Raw genomic sequence first — 18,597 nt, forward strand, 5'->3', positions numbered from 1 at the left:
AGGGGGTCGGGCCCGTGCCGCGTTCCGGTGCGAAGCCGGGTGATGTCCGTTGACTACCCTTGCTGACCTGAGGAGGAGGCCGAACGGTGACCGGAACACCCATCGACCGCGACCGGGTCGCACCGCCGCCGGGCGTGGAGCTCCTGTGGTCCGGCAAGGTCTCGGACCACGCCGAGGACGCCATCGCCCATCGGCACGTCCTGGACGCCGAGGAGTCCGCCCGCCTCGACGGCTTCTTCCGGCCCGCGGACCGTGACGCCTATGCCGTCGCGCATGTGGCCCTGCGCCGACTGCTCGGCGAGCGCCTCGGGCAGGCTCCCGAGGCCATCACCTTGGAGCGCCTGCCGTGCAGCCACTGCGGCGGCCCGCACGGGCGGCCCGTGGTGCCCGGCAACGCCGTGCACTTCTCGCTGTCGCACACCAGCGGCCTGGTGCTGATCGCGCTGGCCGCGACACCGGTCGGCGTGGACGTCGAGGCCGTGCCCGACGCCGGTACGATCTCCGATGTCGCGACGCAGCTGCACCCGAAGGAGCGCACGGAACTGGCGGCACTGCCCGCCGCTCAGCGCGCCACCGCGTTCACCCGCTGCTGGACCCGCAAGGAAGCCCTGCTGAAGGCGACCGGGGTGGGACTCAACGAGGATCTGTCCCTCACCTATGTGGGCGCGGGGGCCCAACCGGCAGCGAACACCGGCTGGTTGCTGACGGATCTGCCCGTCGACACCGGTTTCGCGGCGGCGGCGGCCGTGGCGGTGGCCGTCGGCGTCTAGTCGGTGCCACGGCATCTCGCGGCGCGCAGCACCTGCTGCGTACGTCCGTGCGTCCGGCGGTAACAAAGGTCAGTAACGCTCGACCAAGTGCTCGCGGCCCTGCGGGGGTTCGTACTCCTCCGGCCAGAAGTCGGTGACCGTCGTGATCCGGCCCTCCTCGTCGCCGGTGAAGAACGTGATCGCGTACATCTCCTCCAGGCCGACGGTGAAATGGATCCACGTGACGACCTGGTCGCCGTCGGCGACGACGCGCTGGATGCGTATGTGCCAGTCGCCCGGATACTCGCGATTGAACTGGACGTACCTGTCCCGGCCGCGGATTCGCTCGCGGGTCTGCGGCAGGTCGTAGAGCACGCCCTCGGCGAGCGTGGAAGCGAACGCGGACCAGTCGCGGGCCTCCGCCGTCGACCAGTAGCTCTCAACTGTCTTGCGCAGTTCGGTCATACGGAAAGTCTGCACCCCGCCACTGACAATCGGTCCTGACCAGGCTCTTTGCCCTTAGGCCTGGGCAGCTTTCGAGGCGCGGAGCGAGTACATCAGCGGGATCCGCGGCCGGTCCGCCGGGAACCGGTAGTAGCCGTCGTCGTGCCGCGTGAGCTGCCCGAAGCGCTGGAAGAGCGAGACGTCGTGCTCGTGGAGAAGGTCGAGGCGCAGTCCCGCGGCGATCAGCGCGGAGACGACATCCCCGACCGGATGCTGCCATTCGACGCTGCGGTTGTGGACGGTCGGGGCGTCGAAGTCGGCGTAGCTGCCCGGCGTCTGGTCGATCCAGGCGTCGCGCGCGAAATAGTCGTGGACGACCCGCGAGCCCGTCTCGTTGTCGAGAACGTCGGTGAGCGGATGGAACTCCGCGAGATAGAGGAAGCCGCCGGGCGCGACGAGCGCGGCCGCGGTCTCGGCCCAGCGCGTGATGTCCGGCAGCCAGTTCAGCGCGCCGACGCCCGTGTAGACGATGTCGTACGAGGAGTCGGGGACGGCTTCCGCCGCGTCGTACACATCGGCGGCGACGAACGCCGCACGGTCCGGGCCGAAACCGAGATCCTGCGCGAGCCCGCGGGCCGTCTCGACGGCGGGTTCGGAGAAGTCGAGTCCGACGACGTGCGCCGCGCCACGACGGGCCCAGCTCAGCGTGTCGAGACCGATGTGGCATTGAAGGTGAAGGAGCGTGCGGCCGGTGACGTCGCCGACCTCGGCGACCTCGAAGTCGCGCAGCACGTCCTTGCCCGCGCAGAAGGCGTCGAGTTCGTAATAGTCGCCCGCCACGTGTATCGGCACACGTTCGTCCCAGCGGGAGCGGTTGGCCTCGCGCCAGTCCGCGGGCGTCGGAGAGTACATGAAGACGAAGTTATCCACAGGCTGCGGACAGCGCGAACGGATTGTCGTCGGCGCGGCGCAGAATGGGGTCATGACTGAGATCACCGACTCGATGCCCGACTGGGAGAAGCGCTTCCGCGCGCCGCGCGTCTCCCTCCCCGACTGGGCGGAGGACGCGCCCGCCCGCTCGCTCTTCGTCTCGAACGCCACCGGGACGTACGAGCTGTACGCGTGGGACCGGGCGACCGGCGAGCAGCGGCAGGCAACCGACCGGCCGAACGGCACGACGGACGGAGTGCTGTCGCCCGACGGCGCGTCGATCTGGTGGTTCTCGGACAAGGACGGCGACGAGTTCGGGATATGGATGCGGCAGCCGTTCGGCGGCGGCGAGGACGAGCCGGCCGCGCCCGGTCTCGAGCCGTCGTATCCGGCGGGTCTGGCGATCGGCCGGGACGGCACCTCGGTGGTCGGCCGGTCGACCGACGACGACGGCACGACGCTCCATGTCGTACGGGACGGGGGCGAGCCGGTCGAGATCTACCGGCACCGGGAGTCGGCCGGAGTCGGCGATCTGTCGCACGACGGGACGCTGATCGCGATCGAGCACACCGAGCACGGCGACGCGATGCACTCGGCGCTGCGCGTGGTGCGTCTCGACGGCAGCCCGGTGGCCGAGCTGGACGACACCAAGGGAGGCACGCAGGAGCTGGGTCTGGAGGTCCTCGGCTTCGCTCCGGTGGACGGCGACACGCGACTGCTCATCGGGCATCAGCGGCGCGGCCGCTGGGAGCCGGTCATCTGGGACGTCGCCTCCGGCGAGGAGACGGAGCTCGCGATCGACCTGCCCGGCGATGTGAATGCCGAGTGGTATCCGGACGGGTCCGGGCTGCTGGTCGCGCACAGCTTCGAGGCGCGCGGCGAGCTGTGGCGGTACGACCTGGCGACGCGCGAGCTGGTGCGCGTCGAGACGCCCGCCGGTTCGGTCTCGGGCGCGACGGCCAGGCCGGACGGGGAGGGGGAGTATCTGTGGTCGTCCGCCGCGCTACCGCCGCAGGTGCGCTCGACCGCCGGCGGTGTCGTGCTCGATCCGCCCGGGATGAAGGCGCCGGAGTCGGTGCCGGTGGAGGACGCCTGGGTGGACGGGCCCGGGGGCCGTATCCATGCGCTGGTGCAGCGGCCCGCCGGGACGACAGGTCCGCTGCCGACAGTGTTCGAGATACACGGCGGCCCGACGTGGCACGACAGCGACGCGTTCGCCGCGGGACCGGCCGCCTGGATCGACCACGGGTACGCGGTGGTGCGGGTCAACTACCGCGGTTCGACGGGATACGGCCGGGAGTGGACGGACGCGCTCAAGCACCGCGTCGGGCTGATCGAGCTGGAGGACATCGCGGCGGTTCGCGAGTGGGCGGTGGCGTCCGGGCTGGCGGACCCTAAGAAGCTGATCCTGGCGGGCGGCTCCTGGGGCGGCTATCTGACCCTGCTCGGTCTCGGCACCCAGCCCGAGGCCTGGGCGCTGGGTCTGGCGGCGGTGCCGGTCGCGGACTATGTCACGGCGTACCACGACGAGATGGAGGCGCTGAAGGCGATGGACCGCACGCTGCTCGGCGGCACGCCGGAGGAGGTCCCGGAGCGGTTCGAGGCCTCGTCGCCGCTGACCTATGTGGACGCGGTGCGGGCCCCGGTCTACATCTCGGCGGGCGTCAATGACCCGCGCTGCCCGATCCGTCAGGTGGAGAACTATGTGGACAGGCTCGCGGCGCGGGGCGCGGTCCATGAGGTGTACCGGTACGACGCGGGTCATGGCTCGCTGGTGGTGGAGGAGCGGATCAAGCAGGTCGGCCTGGAGATCGCGTTCGCGGCGGCGCACCTGGGAGGACAGGAATAGGGGGCGGACCGGAGCGGCCGGTTCGCGTTCCGTACCGTGGAGGGGTGTACCGGTTCCTGCTGACTCCCCGCTGGTGGGGGATCAATGTCTTCGTCGTACTGGCGATCCCGTTCTGCGTCTTCATGGGCTCGTGGCAGCTCGGCAAGTTCGAGGACCGGGTCGACACGCACCAGGAGGCGGAGCGGCGACCCGCACCCGGTGAGCAGCAGGCGGTCCCGCTCGACGAGCTACTGCCCGTCGACCAGGAGACGTCGGGGCGGCAGGCGACGGCCACCGGGCAGTACGGCAAGCAGTTCGTCGTGCCCGACCGCGAGTTGGACGGGAAGCGCGGCTCCTATGTGCTGTCGCTGCTGAAGACCGACGGCGGCCGGACGCTGCCGGTGGTCCGCGGCTGGCTGGCCGCCGGCGAGCCGGTGCCGGCGCCGCCGGCGGGCCGGGTCACGGTGACCGGCGCGCTCCAGGCCTCCGAGACGGCGGGCACGGACGGCGTGCACACGGCGGGCGGGCTGCCGAGCGGGCAGCTGGGGATGATCAGCGCGGCGTCGCTGGTGAACCTCGTGCCGGACGACGTGTACGACGCGTGGGTCACGGTCGCTGAGGCGGACCGCGGCCTGCGGGCGGTGCCGGCGACCACGCCGGAGGGCACGGGGCTGGACCTTAAGGCGTTCCAGAACCTGGGCTACACCGGGGAGTGGTTCGTCTTCGCCGGGTTCGTGCTGTTCATGTGGTTCCGGCTGCTGCGGCGCGAGGCGGAGGCGGCACGGGACCGCGAGCTGGGCCTGGAGCCCGAGCCGGTGTAACCAGCGCGGGCCCGGTACGGCCTGGCACGGTCCCGGTACGGGCCTGGTGTTCAACGCCCTCGGCGCGCGCTCAACCCACCGGGGCCCGGCGCTCAACCCACCCGAGCCTGGCGCTCAACGCCCTCGGGCGCGGCACTCAACCCACCAGGACCCGGAAGCCCGCGGCCCCGGCCCCGGCCCGTCCCTCAACTACCCGCTCAGCACACCCGTGCGGTAAATCGTGCCCGAGCAGGCATTCGGGATCGTCGTCTCCGCGGCCGGGGCGCCCGGTTCCGCGGTGTGGGTGACCGCGATGCTGCCGTCCGCCGGGGTGTCCTCGGTGACGAGCTGGGTCTCGGTGGTGTCCGAGCCGGTGCCGCTGTTCGCGCCGGACGAGCCGCCGTCGGACGGCGTCGGGTCGGGCGAGGTGTTGTTGGTCGGACAGGTGTCGCTCGGCACCCAGGCGAACTTCACCTCGTACGCCGTGTCCGGCTTCAGGAGCAGCGTGCCGGCCTCCTGCGAGGGGTCCGGCAGACCGGTCGCCGCGTCGCCCGCGCTGTGGGCGACCACGCTGATCTTGGCGGGGTCGGCCGCGCCGAGCGCCTGGAAGCCGATCGACCCGCCGCCGTTGACCGCGCAATCGGTCCCGGAGACATTGGCGATGCGGAAGGTGCCGTACACCTTGCCTTCGGAGTCGGGCGAGGCCGCCTGTGCGGAGGCGACGCCGAGTTGGCCGGCGTCGCAGACCGGAGTGTTCGCGGCGACGGTGCCCGACGGGTTGGCTGTGCCGCCGGACGCGCCGTCATCGGCACCCGCGCCGGGCTCGTCACCCGCTGACGGGGTCGCGCCGCCCTGGTCCATTGCGGTGCCCCGGCCGCCGGCGGAGGGCGTGTCCGTGCCCGTGTCGCCGCCGATCTCGCCCGTCTCGGACCCGGTGCCGCCCTGCGCCTGCTCGCCGTGTCCGGCGTTCGCGGTGCGGGCGTCGTCACCGCTGCCCGAGTTCGCCACATGGACGAAGGCGGGGACCGCGGTGCCCATCAGCAGTGCCGCAGCGGCCACGCCGACGAGCGCCTGCCTCTTGCGGGCGCGCCGCGCGGGGACCGCCCTCCGCAGATGGTCGAGCGCCCCGTCGGACGGTTGGAGGTCCTGGACGGCGCCCTGCAGCAGTCGGCGCAGGGCCAGTTCGTCTGCGTCCGGCGCCTCGCCGAGGCCGCTCAGCTCATTTTCCGGCCCGTTGTTCACAATTTCGTTCCCAGTCCGGTCGTCAAACGGCCCGTCCGGCCCGTACCGCTCAAACCTGTTCCTCTGCCCGCTCATGTCGTGGCCTCCATGGCGACGCGCAGCGCCGCGATGCCCCGCGAGCCGTACGCCTTCACCGAGCCAAGCGATATCCCCAGCGTCTCGGCGACCTGGGCCTCGGTCATATCGGCAAAGTACCGAAGGACGAGCACTTCGCGCTGACGGCGTTGCAGTCCGCGCATCGCCTTGATGAGGGCGTCCCGCTCCAGTTGGTCGTACGCGCCTTCCTCGGCGCTCGCCATGTCGGGCATCGGCTTGGAGAGCAGCTTCAGCCCGAGTATCCGGCGGCGCAGCGCGGACCTGGAGAGATTGACCACGGTCTGGCGCAGATACGCCAGGGTCTTCTCCGGGTCGCGCACGCGGTTGCGCGCCGAGTGGACGCGGATGAACGCCTCCTGGACCACATCCTCACAGGAGGCCGTGTCGTCGAGGAGGAGCGCGGCGAGACCGAGCAGCGACCGGTAGTGGGCGCGGTAGGTCTCGGTGAGGTGATCGACGGTGGTGCCCGCAGCCATCGTCTCCTCAGCGCCCTCGCGCTGGGACGTGATGCGGTTGGTGCGTGACGCAGGCATGGGGGCGATCACCGGCATGCCGCCGGACGGGCGGGGTCTGCGGAGCGGGCGCACTGTTGCGCCGCGGACCGGGACCACCCCTGCGATGTCGAGAACCTCTGCCACGCCTGTTGGACACGCTTCCCCCCGTCAGGGTTGTACGCGTACGCCACCGCTTTTGACGGTGATCCGTTTGCCCTCATGCGTATTCGCTCTTCCCCAATGCCCCAATTGTCGCGACACCGTTCCGGGGCGACCGCAAAGACGCTTCCCGCCCAACTGCCGGTTGCAGCTAGGCGGGAAGCGAATCGTCGAACATCCTTGCACCCCAGTTCAAGTGGTACAGACCTTCGACTTGCTCACAGGGCGTACACAGATCCTACAAAGCCCTCAGCCCTGGTCCGATTTCGGCCGCTACGGCCTCCGCGATCTGTGCCGAGTTCAGCGCCGCGCCCTTGCGGAGGTTGTCGCCGCAGACGAACAGGTCCAGCGCGCACGGGTCGTCCGGCGCCCGCCGCACCCGCCCGACCCATGTCGGATCCGTCCCCACCACATCGGCGGGCGTCGGAAAGTCGCCGACCGCCGGATTGTCGAAGAGCACCACGCCCGGCGAGGTCGCCAGGATCTCGTGCGCCCGCTCCACGGTGACCTCGCTCTCGAAGCGCGCGTGCACCGCGAGCGAGTGCGTCGTGATGACCGGCACGCGCACGAACGTCGCCGCCACCCGGAGCCCCGGCAGGTCAAGGATCTTGCGCAACTCGGCCCGCAGCCCGAGCTCCTCCGACGACCAGCCGCCGTCCTGGAGCGTCCCGGACCACGGCACGACATTGAGCGCGAGCGGTGCCGCGAACGGCCCCAGATCGTCACCCACGGCCCGGCGTACGTCTCCGGGCCTGGCCCCCAGTTCCGTGCCGGCCACCAGCGACAGCTGCGCACGCAGCGCGGCGACGGCGTCCCGGCCCGCGCCGCTGACGGCCTGGTACGCGGAGACGACCAGTTCCCGCAGCCCGAACTCGGCGTGCAGCGCGCCAACCGTCGGAATCATCGCGAGCGTGGTGTCGTGCGGAGAGGCGACGATGCCGCGCGGACGGACCCGTACGGCATGCGGATTGACCTCGGGAACGACCAGTGGAACGTCCTGGTCCAGCCGGAAAGCGGCTGAATTGTCCACGACCACCGCGCCCTTGGCGGCCGCGATCGGCGCCCACTGCGCGGACACCTCGTGCGGCACCAGGAACAGCGCGACGTCGACGCCCGTCAGAGCCTCTTCGCCGAGCGCGAGGACCTCGATCTCCTCTCCGCGCACGGCCAGCTTGCGGCCGGCCGAGCGCGGAGAAGCAACGAGTCGTATGTCGCCCCAGACGTCCGCGTGCTGAGACAGGATTTGGAGCATCACCGAGCCGACGGCCCCGGTCGCTCCGACAACCGCGAGCGTCGGCTTGGGCGGTCCGTCGACGGACCGCATGGGCGTCATCGCCCGGTGCCTCCGTAGACAACCGCTTCGTCGGAGTCGGAGTCGAGCCCGAAGGCGGTGTGCACGGCGCGCACGGCCTCGTTGACGTCGTCGGCGCGCGTGACCACCGAGATGCGGATCTCCGAGGTGGAGATCAGCTCGATGTTGACGCCCGCGTCGGAGAGCGCCTCGAAGAAGGAGGCGGTGACGCCGGGGTTGGTCTTCATGCCCGCGCCGACGAGCGAGATCTTGCCGATCTGGTCGTCGTAGCGCAGCGAGTCGAAGCCGATCCGGGCCTTCTGCTTCTCCAGGGCGTCGATGGCCTTGCGGCCGTCGGTCTTCGGGAGGGTGAAGGAGATGTCCGTCAGGGCGGTGGTGGCGGCAGAGACGTTCTGCACGACCATGTCGATGTTGATCTCGGCGTCGGCGATCGCACGGAAGATGGCCGCGGCCTCGCCCGGCTTGTCCGGCACTCCGACGACCGTGACCTTCGCCTCGGAGACGTCGTGAGCGACTCCGGAGATGATCGCGTGCTCCATCGGCTGGTCCCCTTGCGGCTCGTTGCTGACCCAGGTGCCGCGCAGCCCGGAGAAGGACGAGCGGACGTGGATCGGAATGTTGTATCGGCGTGCGTACTCGACGCAGCGGTGCAGCAGCACCTTGGAGCCGGAGGCGGCGAGCTCCAGCATGTCCTCGAAGGCGATCCAGTCGATCTTCTTCGCCTTCTTGACCACCCGCGGGTCGGCGGTGAACACGCCGTCCACATCGGTGTAGATCTCGCAGACCTCGGCGTCCAGCGCGGCCGCGAGCGCGACGGCGGTGGTGTCGGAGCCGCCGCGGCCGAGCGTGGTGATGTCCTTCTTGTCCTGGGACACACCCTGGAAACCGGCGACGATGGCGATGTTGCCCTCGTCGAGCGCGGTCCGGATCCGGCCCGGCGTCACATCGATGATGCGCGCTTTGTTGTGGACCGAGTCGGTGATGACGCCTGCCTGACTGCCGGTGAACGACTGGGCCTCGTGGCCCAGGTTTTTGATCGCCATCGCCAGCAGGGCCATGGAGATCCGCTCTCCCGCGGTCAGCAGCATGTCGAATTCGCGCCCGGCAGGGATCGGGGATACCTGCTCGGCGAGATCGATCAGCTCATCCGTCGTGTCGCCCATCGCGGATACCACGACGACCACCTGGTGGCCGTTCTTCTTGGCATCGACGATTCGCTTGGCGACGCGCTTGATGCCTTCGGCATCGGCAACGGAGGAGCCTCCGTACTTCTGCACGACAAGGCCCACGTGCGCTCCTCGCTCGGTCTTTACGGCAGCCATGAATGCTGCGGTCGGCTCAGTCTAACGAGCGGCCGGGCTCCGGCCCGGGGCTGTCACATCGTGAGATGTCCCGCTCAGTCCGTGATCACCGGGCAGTCGGCTCGGCCGCTCGGTGGTGACTCCTGCCCCGACCCATGCGGCATACGCGGAGTGTGGGACGGGTCACAGGGCGCATGATCCAGGGCGCCCGCTGTGGCCTGCTGCCAGGAATGCCCAGGTGATCAGCGGCGCCCTACGGTCCCGGAGCGAACACCATCCGTACAACTGCCGTCAGGATCAACGCAGCGGTGATCGCGTACCACCATCGCCGCAGGAGTCCGATCGCGATGAACGCCGCAGTGAAAGCTGCGGCCACAAGCTCCGTCACCACGGCGAGGACAGCCACCAGCCGCACGGTGTCGGTGACGGTGGAGTCCCACGGGCCCTCGGACTCGGTGAGCAGCGCGATGAGCAGAAAGTAGCCTCCGACGGTGTGCAGCGCCATCAGAACCGCGGCGCACAGGGCTGTCGCGAACACCGACGTCGCCGGCCTTCGCGCGCGCTCCCTCGTCTCCTGCTCAGTCACTCAGAGCCCCTCGGTCAGTCCCTGAGCGCGGTGACCATCAGCGACGTACGCGCCGGAACACCGCGCTCGTCGCTCGCGCTCTGCGGCGCCGCCGTGTCGACCAGGCGGATCATCAGCGGCGTGGAGCCCGCAGGGCCGGTCGCCTCGGACCGGATGCGGTAGCGCTCGGTGCGGGCGGCGTCCTCGGCCAGCGGTGTGCCGCCGGTGAACAGCCAGTGCGGCTGGACGTCGTTGGCGACCCGCAGTTCGACGGCGCGCCAGGCGCCGGTGGCCGGGTCGCGGCGCTCGAGTACGAAGCCGTTCTGGGCCGGGGTGCGGCCCTCGCCGGCGGTCATCATCTCCATCTGGAAAACGACGCTCAGCGCGCTGTACGCACGGGTGTTGCCGTTGTGGATCACGACCTGGAACTCCCGCGCCGGGCCGCCGCGGACCAGGTCGAGCCGACCGCTCGCGGTCTGGGCGTACATGGCGAGCACGGTCGGCCTGGCGGGCCGCGTGGGTGTGGGCGTGGGCCGGGCAGTGGGCGTGACCGGCGCGGCGGAGGTGCGGGAAGGAGTCGCCGACGGCGAGGCAGCGGGCGTCGGCGAAGCGGAGACGGTCGGCGAAGGGGTCGCGCTCGGTTCGGGGACGGTGCGCACCTTGGCCGGGGCGTCCGGGGAGCACGCGGTCAGCAACAGTCCGGCGGTCGCCACGGCGAGCCCCGTCCCCATCCGTATCCGGCCATGCCTCATGGCCGGAAATTAGCAGAGCAGGATCAGGTGACCGTACGCAGGCCCAGCGGACCAGCGATCTCCTCCGCCATCACCTTGCCCGCCTCCTCCGCCAGCGCGTCCTCCGCCAGGTCCTCGTCCGTGTCCAGGCCGTCCAGCTCCTCCAGCGGCTGGTCGAGGCGGACATGGGCGACCAGGGACTGCAGGGCGCGCAGGGTCGCGGAAGCGGTGGGGCCCCAGTTCGAGAAGTACGAGAACTGCCACCACCACAGCGCCTCGCTGATGCGGCCCGCGCGGTAGTGGGCCAGGCCGTGGCGCAGGTCGGTGACGATGTCGGCGAGGTTGTCGGAGATCCGGCAGGCGACCGGGGCCTTGCGCGGCTCGTACGGGTCGAAGACCTCGGAGAAGACGTCGACCGGGTCCAGCAGCACGGCGAACCGCTCGCGCAGGTCGTCGACGTCCAGGTCGGGTCCGGTGTCCGGTTCGTACCGCTCGTCCGGGACGATGTCCTCGTGCGCGCCCAGCCGGCCGCCCGTCAGCAGGAGTTGGGAGACCTCCAGCAGCAGGAAGGGCACTGCACTGTCGGGCTCGTCGCCCTTCGCGACCTCGGTGGTCGCGACGATGAAGGATTCGATCGAGTCGGAGATCTGGACCGCGAAATCGTCCGGGTCCTGATTCACGGCGTGCAGGTTGGCGTCAGACATCGAGAAGTCGTCTCCCCTCGAAGGCACGCCCCAGCGTGACCTCGTCGGCGTATTCCAAGTCTCCCCCCACGGGCAGACCGCTGGCCAGCCGTGTGACCTTGAGTCCCATCGGCTTGACCATGCGTGCCAGGTACGTGGCGGTGGCCTCGCCCTCCAGGTTGGGGTCCGTGGCCAGGATCAGCTCGGTGATCGTGCCGTCCGCGAGGCGGGCCAGCAGTTCACGGATCCGCAGGTCGTCGGGGCCGACGCCCTCGATGGGGCTGATGGCCCCGCCGAGCACGTGGTAGCGGCCCCGGAACTCCCGGGTCCGCTCGATCGCCACAACGTCCTTCGGCTCCTCCACCACGCAGATGACCGAGAGGTCCCGGCGTGGATCACGGCAGATGTTGCACTGTTCCTGCTGTGCGACGTTGCCGCACACCGCGCAGAAACGGACCTTGTCCTTCACCTCGAGGAGGGCGTGTGCGAGGCGGCGGACGTCGGTCGGCTCGGCCTGGAGGATGTGAAAAGCGATCCGCTGCGCGCTCTTGGGACCGACGCCGGGCAGCCTGCCCAATTCGTCGATGAGGTCCTGAACCACGCCTTCGTACAACGGAACGCCTCTCGTGGAGCTCTGGAGTTCTAGAGTTCTGGAGTTCTTTGCTGCTTACGGTAGTTGGTGGGCCCCGGCCTTAGAAGGGCAGGCCCGGCTTGTCAGAAGGGCAGGCCCGGCATGCCGCCCAGACCCTGGGTCAGCGGGCCAAGCTTCTCCTGCTGGAGCTGCTGCGCGTTCTCCGTCGCGGCCTGTACGGCGGCGACCACGAGGTCCGCGAGCGTCTCCGTGTCGTCCGGGTCCACGGCCTTCGGGTCGATCACCAGGCCGCGCAGATCGCCCGAGCCGGTCACGGTGGCCTTCACCAGACCGCCGCCCGCCTGGCCGTCGACCTCGGTCTGCGCCAGCTCCTCCTGGGCCTTCGCGAGGTCCTGTTGCATCTTCTGGGCCTGCTGAAGGAGCTGCTGCATGTTGGGCTGGCCACCACCGGGAATCACGGTCACTCCAGGCAATTCGACGACGATTGTTCGGTAAGCCGAGCCTACGTGGTCGGCGAGCGGCGCGCCCCACCCTGCGGTGACCAACTCTTTCGAGTGACTGGACAGCGCGGCCTCTACCTGATCAAGACCTTCTTGTGGGCGGAAATACCGGGATTTCCGTCGCAGGGCCCACCATTCGGCGGTAGGAAGGGCATGCGCACCAGAGTGCACGTGTTGCCCGCGATGCACTTGCATACACACTCGCACCTTGCGTCACGCAGTGTCACGTCGTACTCACGTCGTAGAGGAGTGCCCCGGTGAGCCAGCCGGAGATGCAGCCCGGGGGGCCGGCCCGGGAAGAACGCAGCGAGGTTCCGCGCGGTGACCTGACCGGACGGCCGTTTCCGCTCGGCGACTGGGGAGAGCCGGCGGAACGCCTCGACGAGCTGTACCGGTGGGTCGAGGCGGATGCGCTGCGCACGGCGGAGTGGTACCTGGCGGACCGCCGGTGGAAGCGCCGCGCGGCGCGCGTCCTGCGGCTCGGTACGGCCCTGGGGGCGATCGCCGGAGCCGCGCTTCCGCTCCTCGACCTGACGGGCGCGCTGGCGGGGGCCGCGGGCTGGGGCTATCTGTCGCTGCTGCTCGGCGCGGCCTGCCTGGCGTGCGACCGGTATTTCGGCGTGACGTCGGGCTGGATAAGGAACGTCGCGACGGCGCAGGCGGTGCAGCGGCGGCTGCAGGCACTGCAGTTCGACTGGGCGTCGGAGAGCGTACGAGAGGTGCTGGGGCCGGCGGAGGGGACGGCGAGCGAGGCGGCGGAGCGGTGCTTGGGGGTGTTGCGGCGGTTCTCGGAGGATGTGACGGAGCTGGTCCGCACGGAGACGGCGGACTGGATGGTGGAGTTCCGGGCGGGTCCGACGCCGGTCGGACATGCGGTGACGGTGCCTCGTCCCGACCCGGGACCGATCCCGGGCCGCGTCCCGCTCCCGCCGAGCACACGCCCGAACATGCCGCGCCAGCGCCCGCCGGAGGCGCCGCGCTGAGGGAGGTTGTCTCCCCTTCTCGCCCCCTCCCCGCCCCTTCCCGTAACTGGGAGCGCTGCGCCGCCCCCAGGCCCCTCTACGGCCTTCTGCCGTGCCCGCACTTCCCCCTGCGCCCTGGCGGCGCGGGGGAAGCACCCGAGGGACGTCAGGCGCGTGCGCGCGAGCGCAGGGCCCGCGTCACGATCGGGGGCAGCAGGTCCTTCGCCAGGCGGCGGGCGCGTGAGGGCCTGCGGCGGAGGGCCGGGGCCACCGGCTGCGGCGCAGGCGCGACGACCGCCGGCTCGGCGGCGGGTTCCGGCTTGTGGCGGGACGGAGGGTGCTCGGGGGACTTCGCCTTGTTGCCCTTGATGCGGATCATCGGCACGCCCGCCACCTCCTCCACGCCGTGCCACATGTCGTCGCGGTCCGCGAGGAACTCCAGCAGCGCCTCGCGGAAAGGCGCCGGGTCGCCCCAGGTCCCGTACAGCTTCGTGCCGGTGATCACGATCGGCTTCAGGCCCGTGGTCGCCACCGCGCCCCACACCGCCGCCGATACGCCGGGGCAGTGCTCGGCGCGGAAGTCGTCGAAGGACACGATGCCTTCCGGCTGCAACAGCTCCTTGGCCGCCGCGATGTCGCCGTGCACATGCTCGTAGAGATGCGAGGCGTCGACATGGACGAACCGGCAGCTTCCCGGCTTCACCTTGGAGGTGATCACCGAGGTCGGCGCCTGCACCATCAGCGGCAGTTCGTCGTGGAATGACAGATAGTTGGCCTCGAACCCGCGCCGGGTGAGCGTCGAGTACGAGCGGTTCATCTCCGCGCTGTTGGGGTCGTCCGGAGCTGGTGAGTCCCACAGGTCGCAGACCGTGAACTCCTCCCCCTCACGCAGATACAGACCCGTGAAGATCGCGCTCTTGCCGAGGTACGCGCCGAGTTCGAGCAGATCACCTCTGCCCTCCGGGTCCGTGTCCCGCTGGTAACTCAGAAACCAGTCGAAAAGAAGCTGGTCCACGGGCCAGAACCAGCCCTTGACGTCCGCGAAGCGCGTCGGGCGGGGGAGCGCCTCGTCCGCGATCTCCCCCGTCACCGGGGTACTCGTCTGTGACATGCACCGGTCCTACAGGTCCGAGATGTCCGGGAGTTTAAGCCTGCGCAAGCATCTCGTGCGGCCAGTGCCTGTCTCCCGGATCAGGCCCGATCCAGACGAAAGGCCCTAGCTGAAAATGATCATCGAACCCTGGCCCAGGCTGCGCGTCGCCGCCGCGTGCAGTCCCAGCCACACGTGCCGCTCGCGTGCGAAGGGACTCTCGTCGTACGGAATCGGTCCCGCCGGCTCCTCCAGGGAGGTCGGCCGGTCCGGCGGCTGCGGCGCGGCCGGCGGGTTCGCCGGGTCGATGCCGATCGACGGCGCGACATACTCCAGCTCCCGCAGCAGGCCCTGCGTGGAGCCCAACGGTCCGCCGCCGGCGAGCAGTTCGTCGTTGAACAGCGGAGCGCCGAAGTCCACCGGGACGTACGCGCCCGCGTGGTCGTAGTGCCACACCAGATGCGACTGCTGCGCCGTCGACTCGAACATCTCCAGCAACTGCTCGTAGTCGCCGCCCAGTTCGTCCACCGGCGTCACCGCGAGCCCGCAGAGCTGCAGCAGATACGCCCGCCGCAGGAAGTGCAGCGCGTCGTAGTCGAAGCCCGCTACCGGGGCCACGTCGCCCGACAATCCCGGCATATAGGCGAAAACCGGCACCGTCGGCAGTCCGGCGCCGGTCAGCGCCTTGTCGTAGGACGCGATCTCTTCTGCGAAGGGGTTGTCGGGGCTGTGGCACAGCACATCGACGAGGGGGACCAGCCACAGGTCACAGGCCAAGGGAAGGCTCGCTCTCCGGTCGCATACAAGGGGGCGTTGGACGGTCGGGACAGAGTAGTGGCACGGGCAGCTTCGGCGAAGAGCGCCGGTCGTCAACGGGACGCCGTGGACGCCAGGTCAACGGGACTCCGTCTGCACGTCCCATACCCATACGCCGCCCACTCGCCTGCCCGGCTCCCCGAGCAGTTTCTCCACCGTCGCATACAGCGCCTCGGCGTTGTACTGCGGCTCCAGGACCACCACGCCCGCCCGCCAGGCCGCGAGGTCGGCGCGCGCCTGAGCCTGCCAGTTCGGGCCGATGTTCGGCTTGCGGCCGGTGTTGCGGACATCGTTGAAAAGGTTGGAGGTGTGGCGCGGAGTCGCACCGTAGATGCCGATACGGTCCGGACCCCAGGGCCCGTTGAAGTACCCGCCGGCCACCGAGAATCCGAGGCCGGTGGCCGACTGCCAGTGCAGGGCCTCCGCGCTGCCCGGGTACGGCAGTGGCACCGTGACCACGGATTCGCCGTCGGAGAGGTACGAGCGGTACATGCCCTTCGTGATGAACTCGGGAACGTCGGGCCGCTCCCGCACCGGATACGGCGTCGGCAGCACCGGCACCAGGGCCGCGGCCACCGCCGCCAGCCCCACCACCTGATTGACCCGATCCCTGGTGACCGCGAGCCGGTCGACGGCCAGCGCGACCAGCACGCCGAGCGCCGGCGCGCAGATCATCGCGACGCGCGACTCGATGACTGATTCGAAGAGCGGCTGATGGGCCAGCCCTCGCCACGGTCCGGTGAGCACGATGTCGGTGTACGGGATGCGGAACTCCGCGCCGAGCGAGAGGAACGCGGCCGCGAAGGCCGTGAACGCCAGTGCCTTGACCACTGCGAGCCGCCACAGCCGCACCACGATCGCCGTCGCGAGCGCGACCAGCGGCCAGCCGAAGAAGGCGTTCTGCTCGGTGCGGTTCATGGCGAACCGGTCGGCGCGCTCGTCCGTGCCCATCAGCGAGCGGCCGGCGAACTCCAGGAAGGCGCGTGGCCCGTTGCCGGTGTTGTCGCCGTGCAGCACGTTCGTATAGCTCTGCGGGCCGAAGAACTGCCAGCCCAGCGGAAAGGCGATCAGCGGCAGACAGACCGCCATCGCGATGGCGAGCCCGCGCAGCAGCGGCCGCCGGGCGGCCCGCGCGACATCGCGGCGCACCAGCGCGTACGAGAGGGCGAAGAGCAGCATGCCCATCGCCGCGAGCAGCAGCGGCTCTTCGCCGAGGAAGATCTGGTACGTGGCGAACAGGCCGAGCAGCACCCCGTCGCGTACGACATTGCGGCCCTCGCAGAGCCGCAGCGCACGGTCGATGATCACCGGGATCATGAACAGCACAAGGAAGTTGGGGTGCGCGTTGCCGTGCGAGATCATCGGCGGCGCGAAGGCGGCGACGGCCGCGCCCAGTGCCGCGGCCCAGGGGTTGTCGACCAGTCGTCGCGCGATCAGCCAGTACCAGGCGGTCGCGGTCGCCGCGAGGCCGCCGGTGAGGACCAGCGCCCAGGTGACCGTCGGACCGAGCAGCAGCGTCACCGGTGTGAGCGGCACGGAGAGGCCCAGCATCACGGTGTTCGCCATCAGGTTCACGCCGTCGGGATAGCCCTGGAGGGTCGTGAACAGCGGATTGCGCAGATGCACCACATTGTCGGCGGTGACCGCGAAGAACCACTCCCACTGGTTCTGGTCCTGCCCGGCGTCGGTGAGGTAGCCGCTGTCGAGGTCGGTCCACAGGCCCTTGTAGAGCAGTACGGACGCGAGCAGGAAGAGCCCGGTGACGACGAGGTCCACCCGCCGCACCGCCCGCGCGCGCAGCCGGACCAGCTCCACCAGCACCTTGCCGTAGTCCAGCGGTCTGACCTTGGAGCCCGCCTGGTGCGACCAGCGCACTGGGACCTCCGTCACCGGCCAGCCCTCGCGCCGGAAGAACCGCAGCACCTCGACATCGATCCCCCACCCGTCGAGCCGCGAGTCGGCGAAGGCGGCGCGCGCCCTGTCGCCGTCGAAGAGCTTGAATCCGCACTGGGTGTCGTAGATGCCGGGCACCGCCACGGCGCGTATGAGCCGGTTGCCCATCCGGCCGAGCCATTCGCGGATCGCGCGCTGATGCACTTCGATGCGGGACTCGGGGTGCGCGCGCGAGCCGATCGCGGCGGCGCTGTCCTCGGCGGCGAGCTGCTTGTCGAGGCGGTCCAGCTCCTCGATCGGGGTCGCGAGGTCGGCGTCGGTGATCAGGACGCGGCGGCCGTAGGAGGCGAGTACGCCCCGCCGCAGCGCGTTGCCCTTGCCGCGGTTGTCCTCGCCTCCGACGAGGTGGATCCGCGGCTCCTCGGCCGCGGCCTCCTTGGCTATCTTGGCGGTGGAGTCGGTGGAGCCGTCGTCGACGACGATCAGCTCCCAGTCGCCCCAGCGGCCCGGATCCGCGCGCAGATGTGCACAGATCGCGTCCAGCGTGGGTCGCAGCCGGCTCTCCTCGTTGTACGCCGGGACGACGACGCTCAGGTCCACGCTCACCGCTCCAGCCGATCCGCCCACGCGAGCGAGTGGTCGTTGTACGCGCAGATGACGGTCCGCGCCGCCTCGATGTCGCCGAGAGTCACGGCGTCCACCAGCTCCTCGTGCCCGCTCCACAGCCAGTCGCGCAGTTCGGCGTCGGCGCGCAGATACGGCACGGCGAACACCCAGGCCTGGACGCGCAGCCGGTGCAGGAAGTCGCAGATATAGCTGTTGGTGACGACCGAAGCGAGCTCGCGCCAGAAGCGCAGGTCGTAGCCGATGAGGATGTCGAGGTCGCCGCCGCGGGCGGCGCGGGCCGCCTCCTCGGCGCGGCGGCGCACGGAGACCAGCGCCTTGCCGTGCAGTCCGCCGCGGGTGCCGCGGCGCTCCGCCTGACGGAAGATGCCGTCGATGATGAGCGTGCGGGCCTCGACCATGCCGCGGTAGTCGTCCACGGTGAACTGGTGCACCTTGAAGCCCCGGTGCTGGTCCGAGTCGAGGAGCCCCTGCGCGGAGAGATCGACGAGCGCTTCCCGTACGGGCGTCGCGGACACCCCGTACTGGTCGGCGATCTGCTTGACGGTGAACTCGTGCCCGGGCTGGAGCCGGCCCGCCAGAACCTCGTCACGCAGCGCGTCGGCGATCTGCTGCCGCAGGGTGCTGCGGGTGACAGCGGTACTGCCGTTGCCGCGCATCGTGGCCTTCTCCTTCTCCGGGGGTCCCGGACACGATAGGCCAGGGGCGGACAGGTGGTGGCAGGGTGTGAGGTTCGCCGCTAGGTAGACGTATTCCGGGCGCGGAACGTTGCGCCGTACGCCGGTA

20 protein-coding genes are annotated in these 18,597 nt (G+C 70.2%); 5 read left to right on the forward strand and 15 right to left on the reverse strand.

The genetic code is table 11. From position 1 onward, the window contains the following. The first annotated feature begins 86 nt into the window (after positions 1 to 86). Positions 87 to 770 (forward strand): 4'-phosphopantetheinyl transferase family protein, encoded by a 684-nt coding sequence (locus ACH4YL_RS04190; RefSeq protein ID WP_398504647.1) that lies wholly within the window; start codon positions 87 to 89, stop codon positions 768 to 770. A gap of 69 nt (positions 771 to 839) precedes the next feature. Here ACH4YL_RS04190 and ACH4YL_RS04195 read toward each other — a convergent pair whose 3' ends face one another. Both ACH4YL_RS04195 and ACH4YL_RS04200 read right to left on the reverse strand, forming a co-directional pair. Continuing rightward, the gene (locus ACH4YL_RS04195) at positions 840 to 1,214 is read right to left on the reverse strand and encodes a nuclear transport factor 2 family protein (RefSeq protein ID WP_398504649.1); all 375 of its coding nucleotides are present in this window, start codon (positions 1,212 to 1,214) and stop codon (positions 840 to 842) included. 54 nt (positions 1,215 to 1,268) lie between these two features. After that, entirely contained in the window at positions 1,269 to 2,105 is an 837-nt protein-coding gene (locus ACH4YL_RS04200) for a class I SAM-dependent methyltransferase (RefSeq protein WP_398504651.1), read from the reverse strand. 70 nt (positions 2,106 to 2,175) lie between these two features. On the opposite strand from ACH4YL_RS04200, the gene ACH4YL_RS04205 reads away from it, so the two are divergent. Then, positions 2,176 to 3,972, forward strand: coding sequence for a prolyl oligopeptidase family serine peptidase (locus ACH4YL_RS04205; protein WP_398504653.1), 1,797 nt, complete (start codon positions 2,176 to 2,178; stop codon positions 3,970 to 3,972). 44 nt (positions 3,973 to 4,016) lie between these two features. After that, positions 4,017 to 4,772, forward strand: a complete 756-nt coding sequence (locus tag ACH4YL_RS04210; protein WP_398504655.1) for an SURF1 family protein — start codon at positions 4,017 to 4,019, stop codon at positions 4,770 to 4,772. Positions 4,773 to 4,961: 189 nt separating this feature from the next. Here ACH4YL_RS04210 and ACH4YL_RS04215 read toward each other — a convergent pair whose 3' ends face one another. The 6 genes from ACH4YL_RS04215 to ACH4YL_RS04240 form a co-directional block, all read right to left on the reverse strand. Further along, the gene (locus ACH4YL_RS04215; RefSeq protein WP_398504657.1) at positions 4,962 to 5,993 is read right to left on the reverse strand and encodes a hypothetical protein; all 1,032 of its coding nucleotides are present in this window, start codon (positions 5,991 to 5,993) and stop codon (positions 4,962 to 4,964) included. A gap of 71 nt (positions 5,994 to 6,064) precedes the next feature. Beyond that, a complete protein-coding gene (locus ACH4YL_RS04220) occupies positions 6,065 to 6,727 on the reverse strand; it encodes a SigE family RNA polymerase sigma factor (protein ID WP_398504659.1) in 663 nt (220 codons plus the stop codon). Positions 6,728 to 6,980: 253 nt separating this feature from the next. Continuing rightward, on the reverse strand, positions 6,981 to 8,075 hold the full coding sequence (locus tag ACH4YL_RS04225) for an aspartate-semialdehyde dehydrogenase (RefSeq protein WP_398504661.1): 1,095 nt from the start codon (positions 8,073 to 8,075) through the stop codon (positions 6,981 to 6,983). Next, positions 8,072 to 9,343 carry an aspartate kinase gene (locus ACH4YL_RS04230; protein WP_398504663.1) on the reverse strand — a complete coding sequence of 424 codons (1,272 nt, stop codon included), beginning with the start codon at positions 9,341 to 9,343 and terminating at the stop codon, positions 8,072 to 8,074. Before ACH4YL_RS04230 ends, ACH4YL_RS04225 begins: the two co-directional genes overlap by 4 nt. 265 nt (positions 9,344 to 9,608) lie before the next feature. Continuing rightward, positions 9,609 to 9,941 carry a hypothetical protein gene (locus ACH4YL_RS04235; protein ID WP_398504665.1) on the reverse strand — a complete coding sequence of 111 codons (333 nt, stop codon included), beginning with the start codon at positions 9,939 to 9,941 and terminating at the stop codon, positions 9,609 to 9,611. 14 nt (positions 9,942 to 9,955) lie between these two features. Beyond that, positions 9,956 to 10,408 carry a hypothetical protein gene (locus ACH4YL_RS04240; protein WP_398504667.1) on the reverse strand — a complete coding sequence of 151 codons (453 nt, stop codon included), beginning with the start codon at positions 10,406 to 10,408 and terminating at the stop codon, positions 9,956 to 9,958. Between ACH4YL_RS04240 and ACH4YL_RS04245 the strand changes: the two genes are divergently transcribed. Continuing rightward, complete coding sequence (locus ACH4YL_RS04245) at positions 10,407 to 10,685, forward strand: hypothetical protein (RefSeq protein ID WP_398504669.1); 279 nt, start codon at positions 10,407 to 10,409, stop codon at positions 10,683 to 10,685. The genes ACH4YL_RS04240 and ACH4YL_RS04245 overlap by 2 nt on opposite strands. 10 nt (positions 10,686 to 10,695) lie before the next feature. On the opposite strand, the gene ACH4YL_RS04250 is transcribed toward ACH4YL_RS04245, so the two are convergent. From ACH4YL_RS04250 to ACH4YL_RS04260, 3 genes are all read right to left on the reverse strand, one after another. Further along, entirely contained in the window at positions 10,696 to 11,355 is a 660-nt protein-coding gene (locus ACH4YL_RS04250; protein WP_398504671.1) for a DUF5063 domain-containing protein, read from the reverse strand. Beyond that, positions 11,348 to 11,947, reverse strand: a complete 600-nt coding sequence (gene recR, locus ACH4YL_RS04255) for a recombination mediator RecR (RefSeq protein WP_398504673.1) — start codon at positions 11,945 to 11,947, stop codon at positions 11,348 to 11,350. The genes ACH4YL_RS04250 and recR overlap by 8 nt, the downstream gene beginning before the upstream one ends. Before the next feature lie 101 nt (positions 11,948 to 12,048). Then, positions 12,049 to 12,384: a YbaB/EbfC family nucleoid-associated protein gene (locus ACH4YL_RS04260; protein WP_398505586.1), complete on the reverse strand. Its 336-nt coding sequence runs from the start codon at positions 12,382 to 12,384 to the stop codon at positions 12,049 to 12,051. Between the two features lie 299 nt (positions 12,385 to 12,683). Here ACH4YL_RS04260 and ACH4YL_RS04265 point away from each other — a divergent pair, with 299 nt between their 5' ends. Further along, entirely contained in the window at positions 12,684 to 13,409 is a 726-nt protein-coding gene (locus tag ACH4YL_RS04265) for an SLATT domain-containing protein (protein WP_398504675.1), read from the forward strand. Positions 13,410 to 13,554: 145 nt separating this feature from the next. Here the strand turns inward: ACH4YL_RS04265 and ACH4YL_RS04270 are convergent, their stop codons facing one another. The 4 genes from ACH4YL_RS04270 to ACH4YL_RS04285 all read right to left on the reverse strand — a co-directional run bounded on the left by ACH4YL_RS04270 (position 13,555) and on the right by ACH4YL_RS04285 (position 18,470). After that, complete coding sequence (locus tag ACH4YL_RS04270; RefSeq protein WP_398504677.1) at positions 13,555 to 14,499, reverse strand: class I SAM-dependent methyltransferase; 945 nt, start codon at positions 14,497 to 14,499, stop codon at positions 13,555 to 13,557. 105 nt (positions 14,500 to 14,604) lie between these two features. Further along, positions 14,605 to 15,255 carry a hypothetical protein gene (locus ACH4YL_RS04275; protein WP_398504679.1) on the reverse strand — a complete coding sequence of 217 codons (651 nt, stop codon included), beginning with the start codon at positions 15,253 to 15,255 and terminating at the stop codon, positions 14,605 to 14,607. A gap of 117 nt (positions 15,256 to 15,372) precedes the next feature. Next, a complete protein-coding gene (locus ACH4YL_RS04280; RefSeq protein ID WP_398504680.1) occupies positions 15,373 to 17,793 on the reverse strand; it encodes a dolichyl-phosphate beta-glucosyltransferase in 2,421 nt (806 codons plus the stop codon). Then, positions 17,790 to 18,470 (reverse strand): GntR family transcriptional regulator, encoded by a 681-nt coding sequence (locus ACH4YL_RS04285; protein WP_398504682.1) that lies wholly within the window; start codon positions 18,468 to 18,470, stop codon positions 17,790 to 17,792. The genes ACH4YL_RS04280 and ACH4YL_RS04285 overlap by 4 nt, the downstream gene beginning before the upstream one ends. Positions 18,471 to 18,597: the final 127 nt, after the last annotated feature.

It is taken from the genome of Streptomyces sp. NPDC020681 (assembly GCF_044334895.1).
Taxonomy (GTDB): domain Bacteria; phylum Actinomycetota; class Actinomycetes; order Streptomycetales; family Streptomycetaceae; genus Streptomyces.

What these genes read in the sequence shown, in the direction of transcription:
- ACH4YL_RS04285 (WP_398504682.1), bottom strand. Translation starts at nt 18,470, where the DNA reads ATGCGCGGCAACGGCAGTACCGCTGTCACCCGCAGCACCCTGCGGCAG.
- ACH4YL_RS04245 (WP_398504669.1), top strand. Translation starts at nt 10,407, where the DNA reads ATGGCGAGCACGGTCGGCCTGGCGGGCCGCGTGGGTGTGGGCGTGGGC.
- ACH4YL_RS04225 (WP_398504661.1), bottom strand. Translation starts at nt 8,075, where the DNA reads ATGACGCCCATGCGGTCCGTCGACGGACCGCCCAAGCCGACGCTCGCG.
- ACH4YL_RS04195 (WP_398504649.1), bottom strand. Translation starts at nt 1,214, where the DNA reads ATGACCGAACTGCGCAAGACAGTTGAGAGCTACTGGTCGACGGCGGAG.
- ACH4YL_RS04270 (WP_398504677.1), bottom strand. Translation starts at nt 14,499, where the DNA reads ATGTCACAGACGAGTACCCCGGTGACGGGGGAGATCGCGGACGAGGCG.
- ACH4YL_RS04205 (WP_398504653.1), top strand. Translation starts at nt 2,176, where the DNA reads ATGACTGAGATCACCGACTCGATGCCCGACTGGGAGAAGCGCTTCCGC.
- ACH4YL_RS04250 (WP_398504671.1), bottom strand. Translation starts at nt 11,355, where the DNA reads ATGTCTGACGCCAACCTGCACGCCGTGAATCAGGACCCGGACGATTTC.
- ACH4YL_RS04200 (WP_398504651.1), bottom strand. Translation starts at nt 2,105, where the DNA reads ATGTACTCTCCGACGCCCGCGGACTGGCGCGAGGCCAACCGCTCCCGC.
- ACH4YL_RS04240 (WP_398504667.1), bottom strand. Translation starts at nt 10,408, where the DNA reads ATGTACGCCCAGACCGCGAGCGGTCGGCTCGACCTGGTCCGCGGCGGC.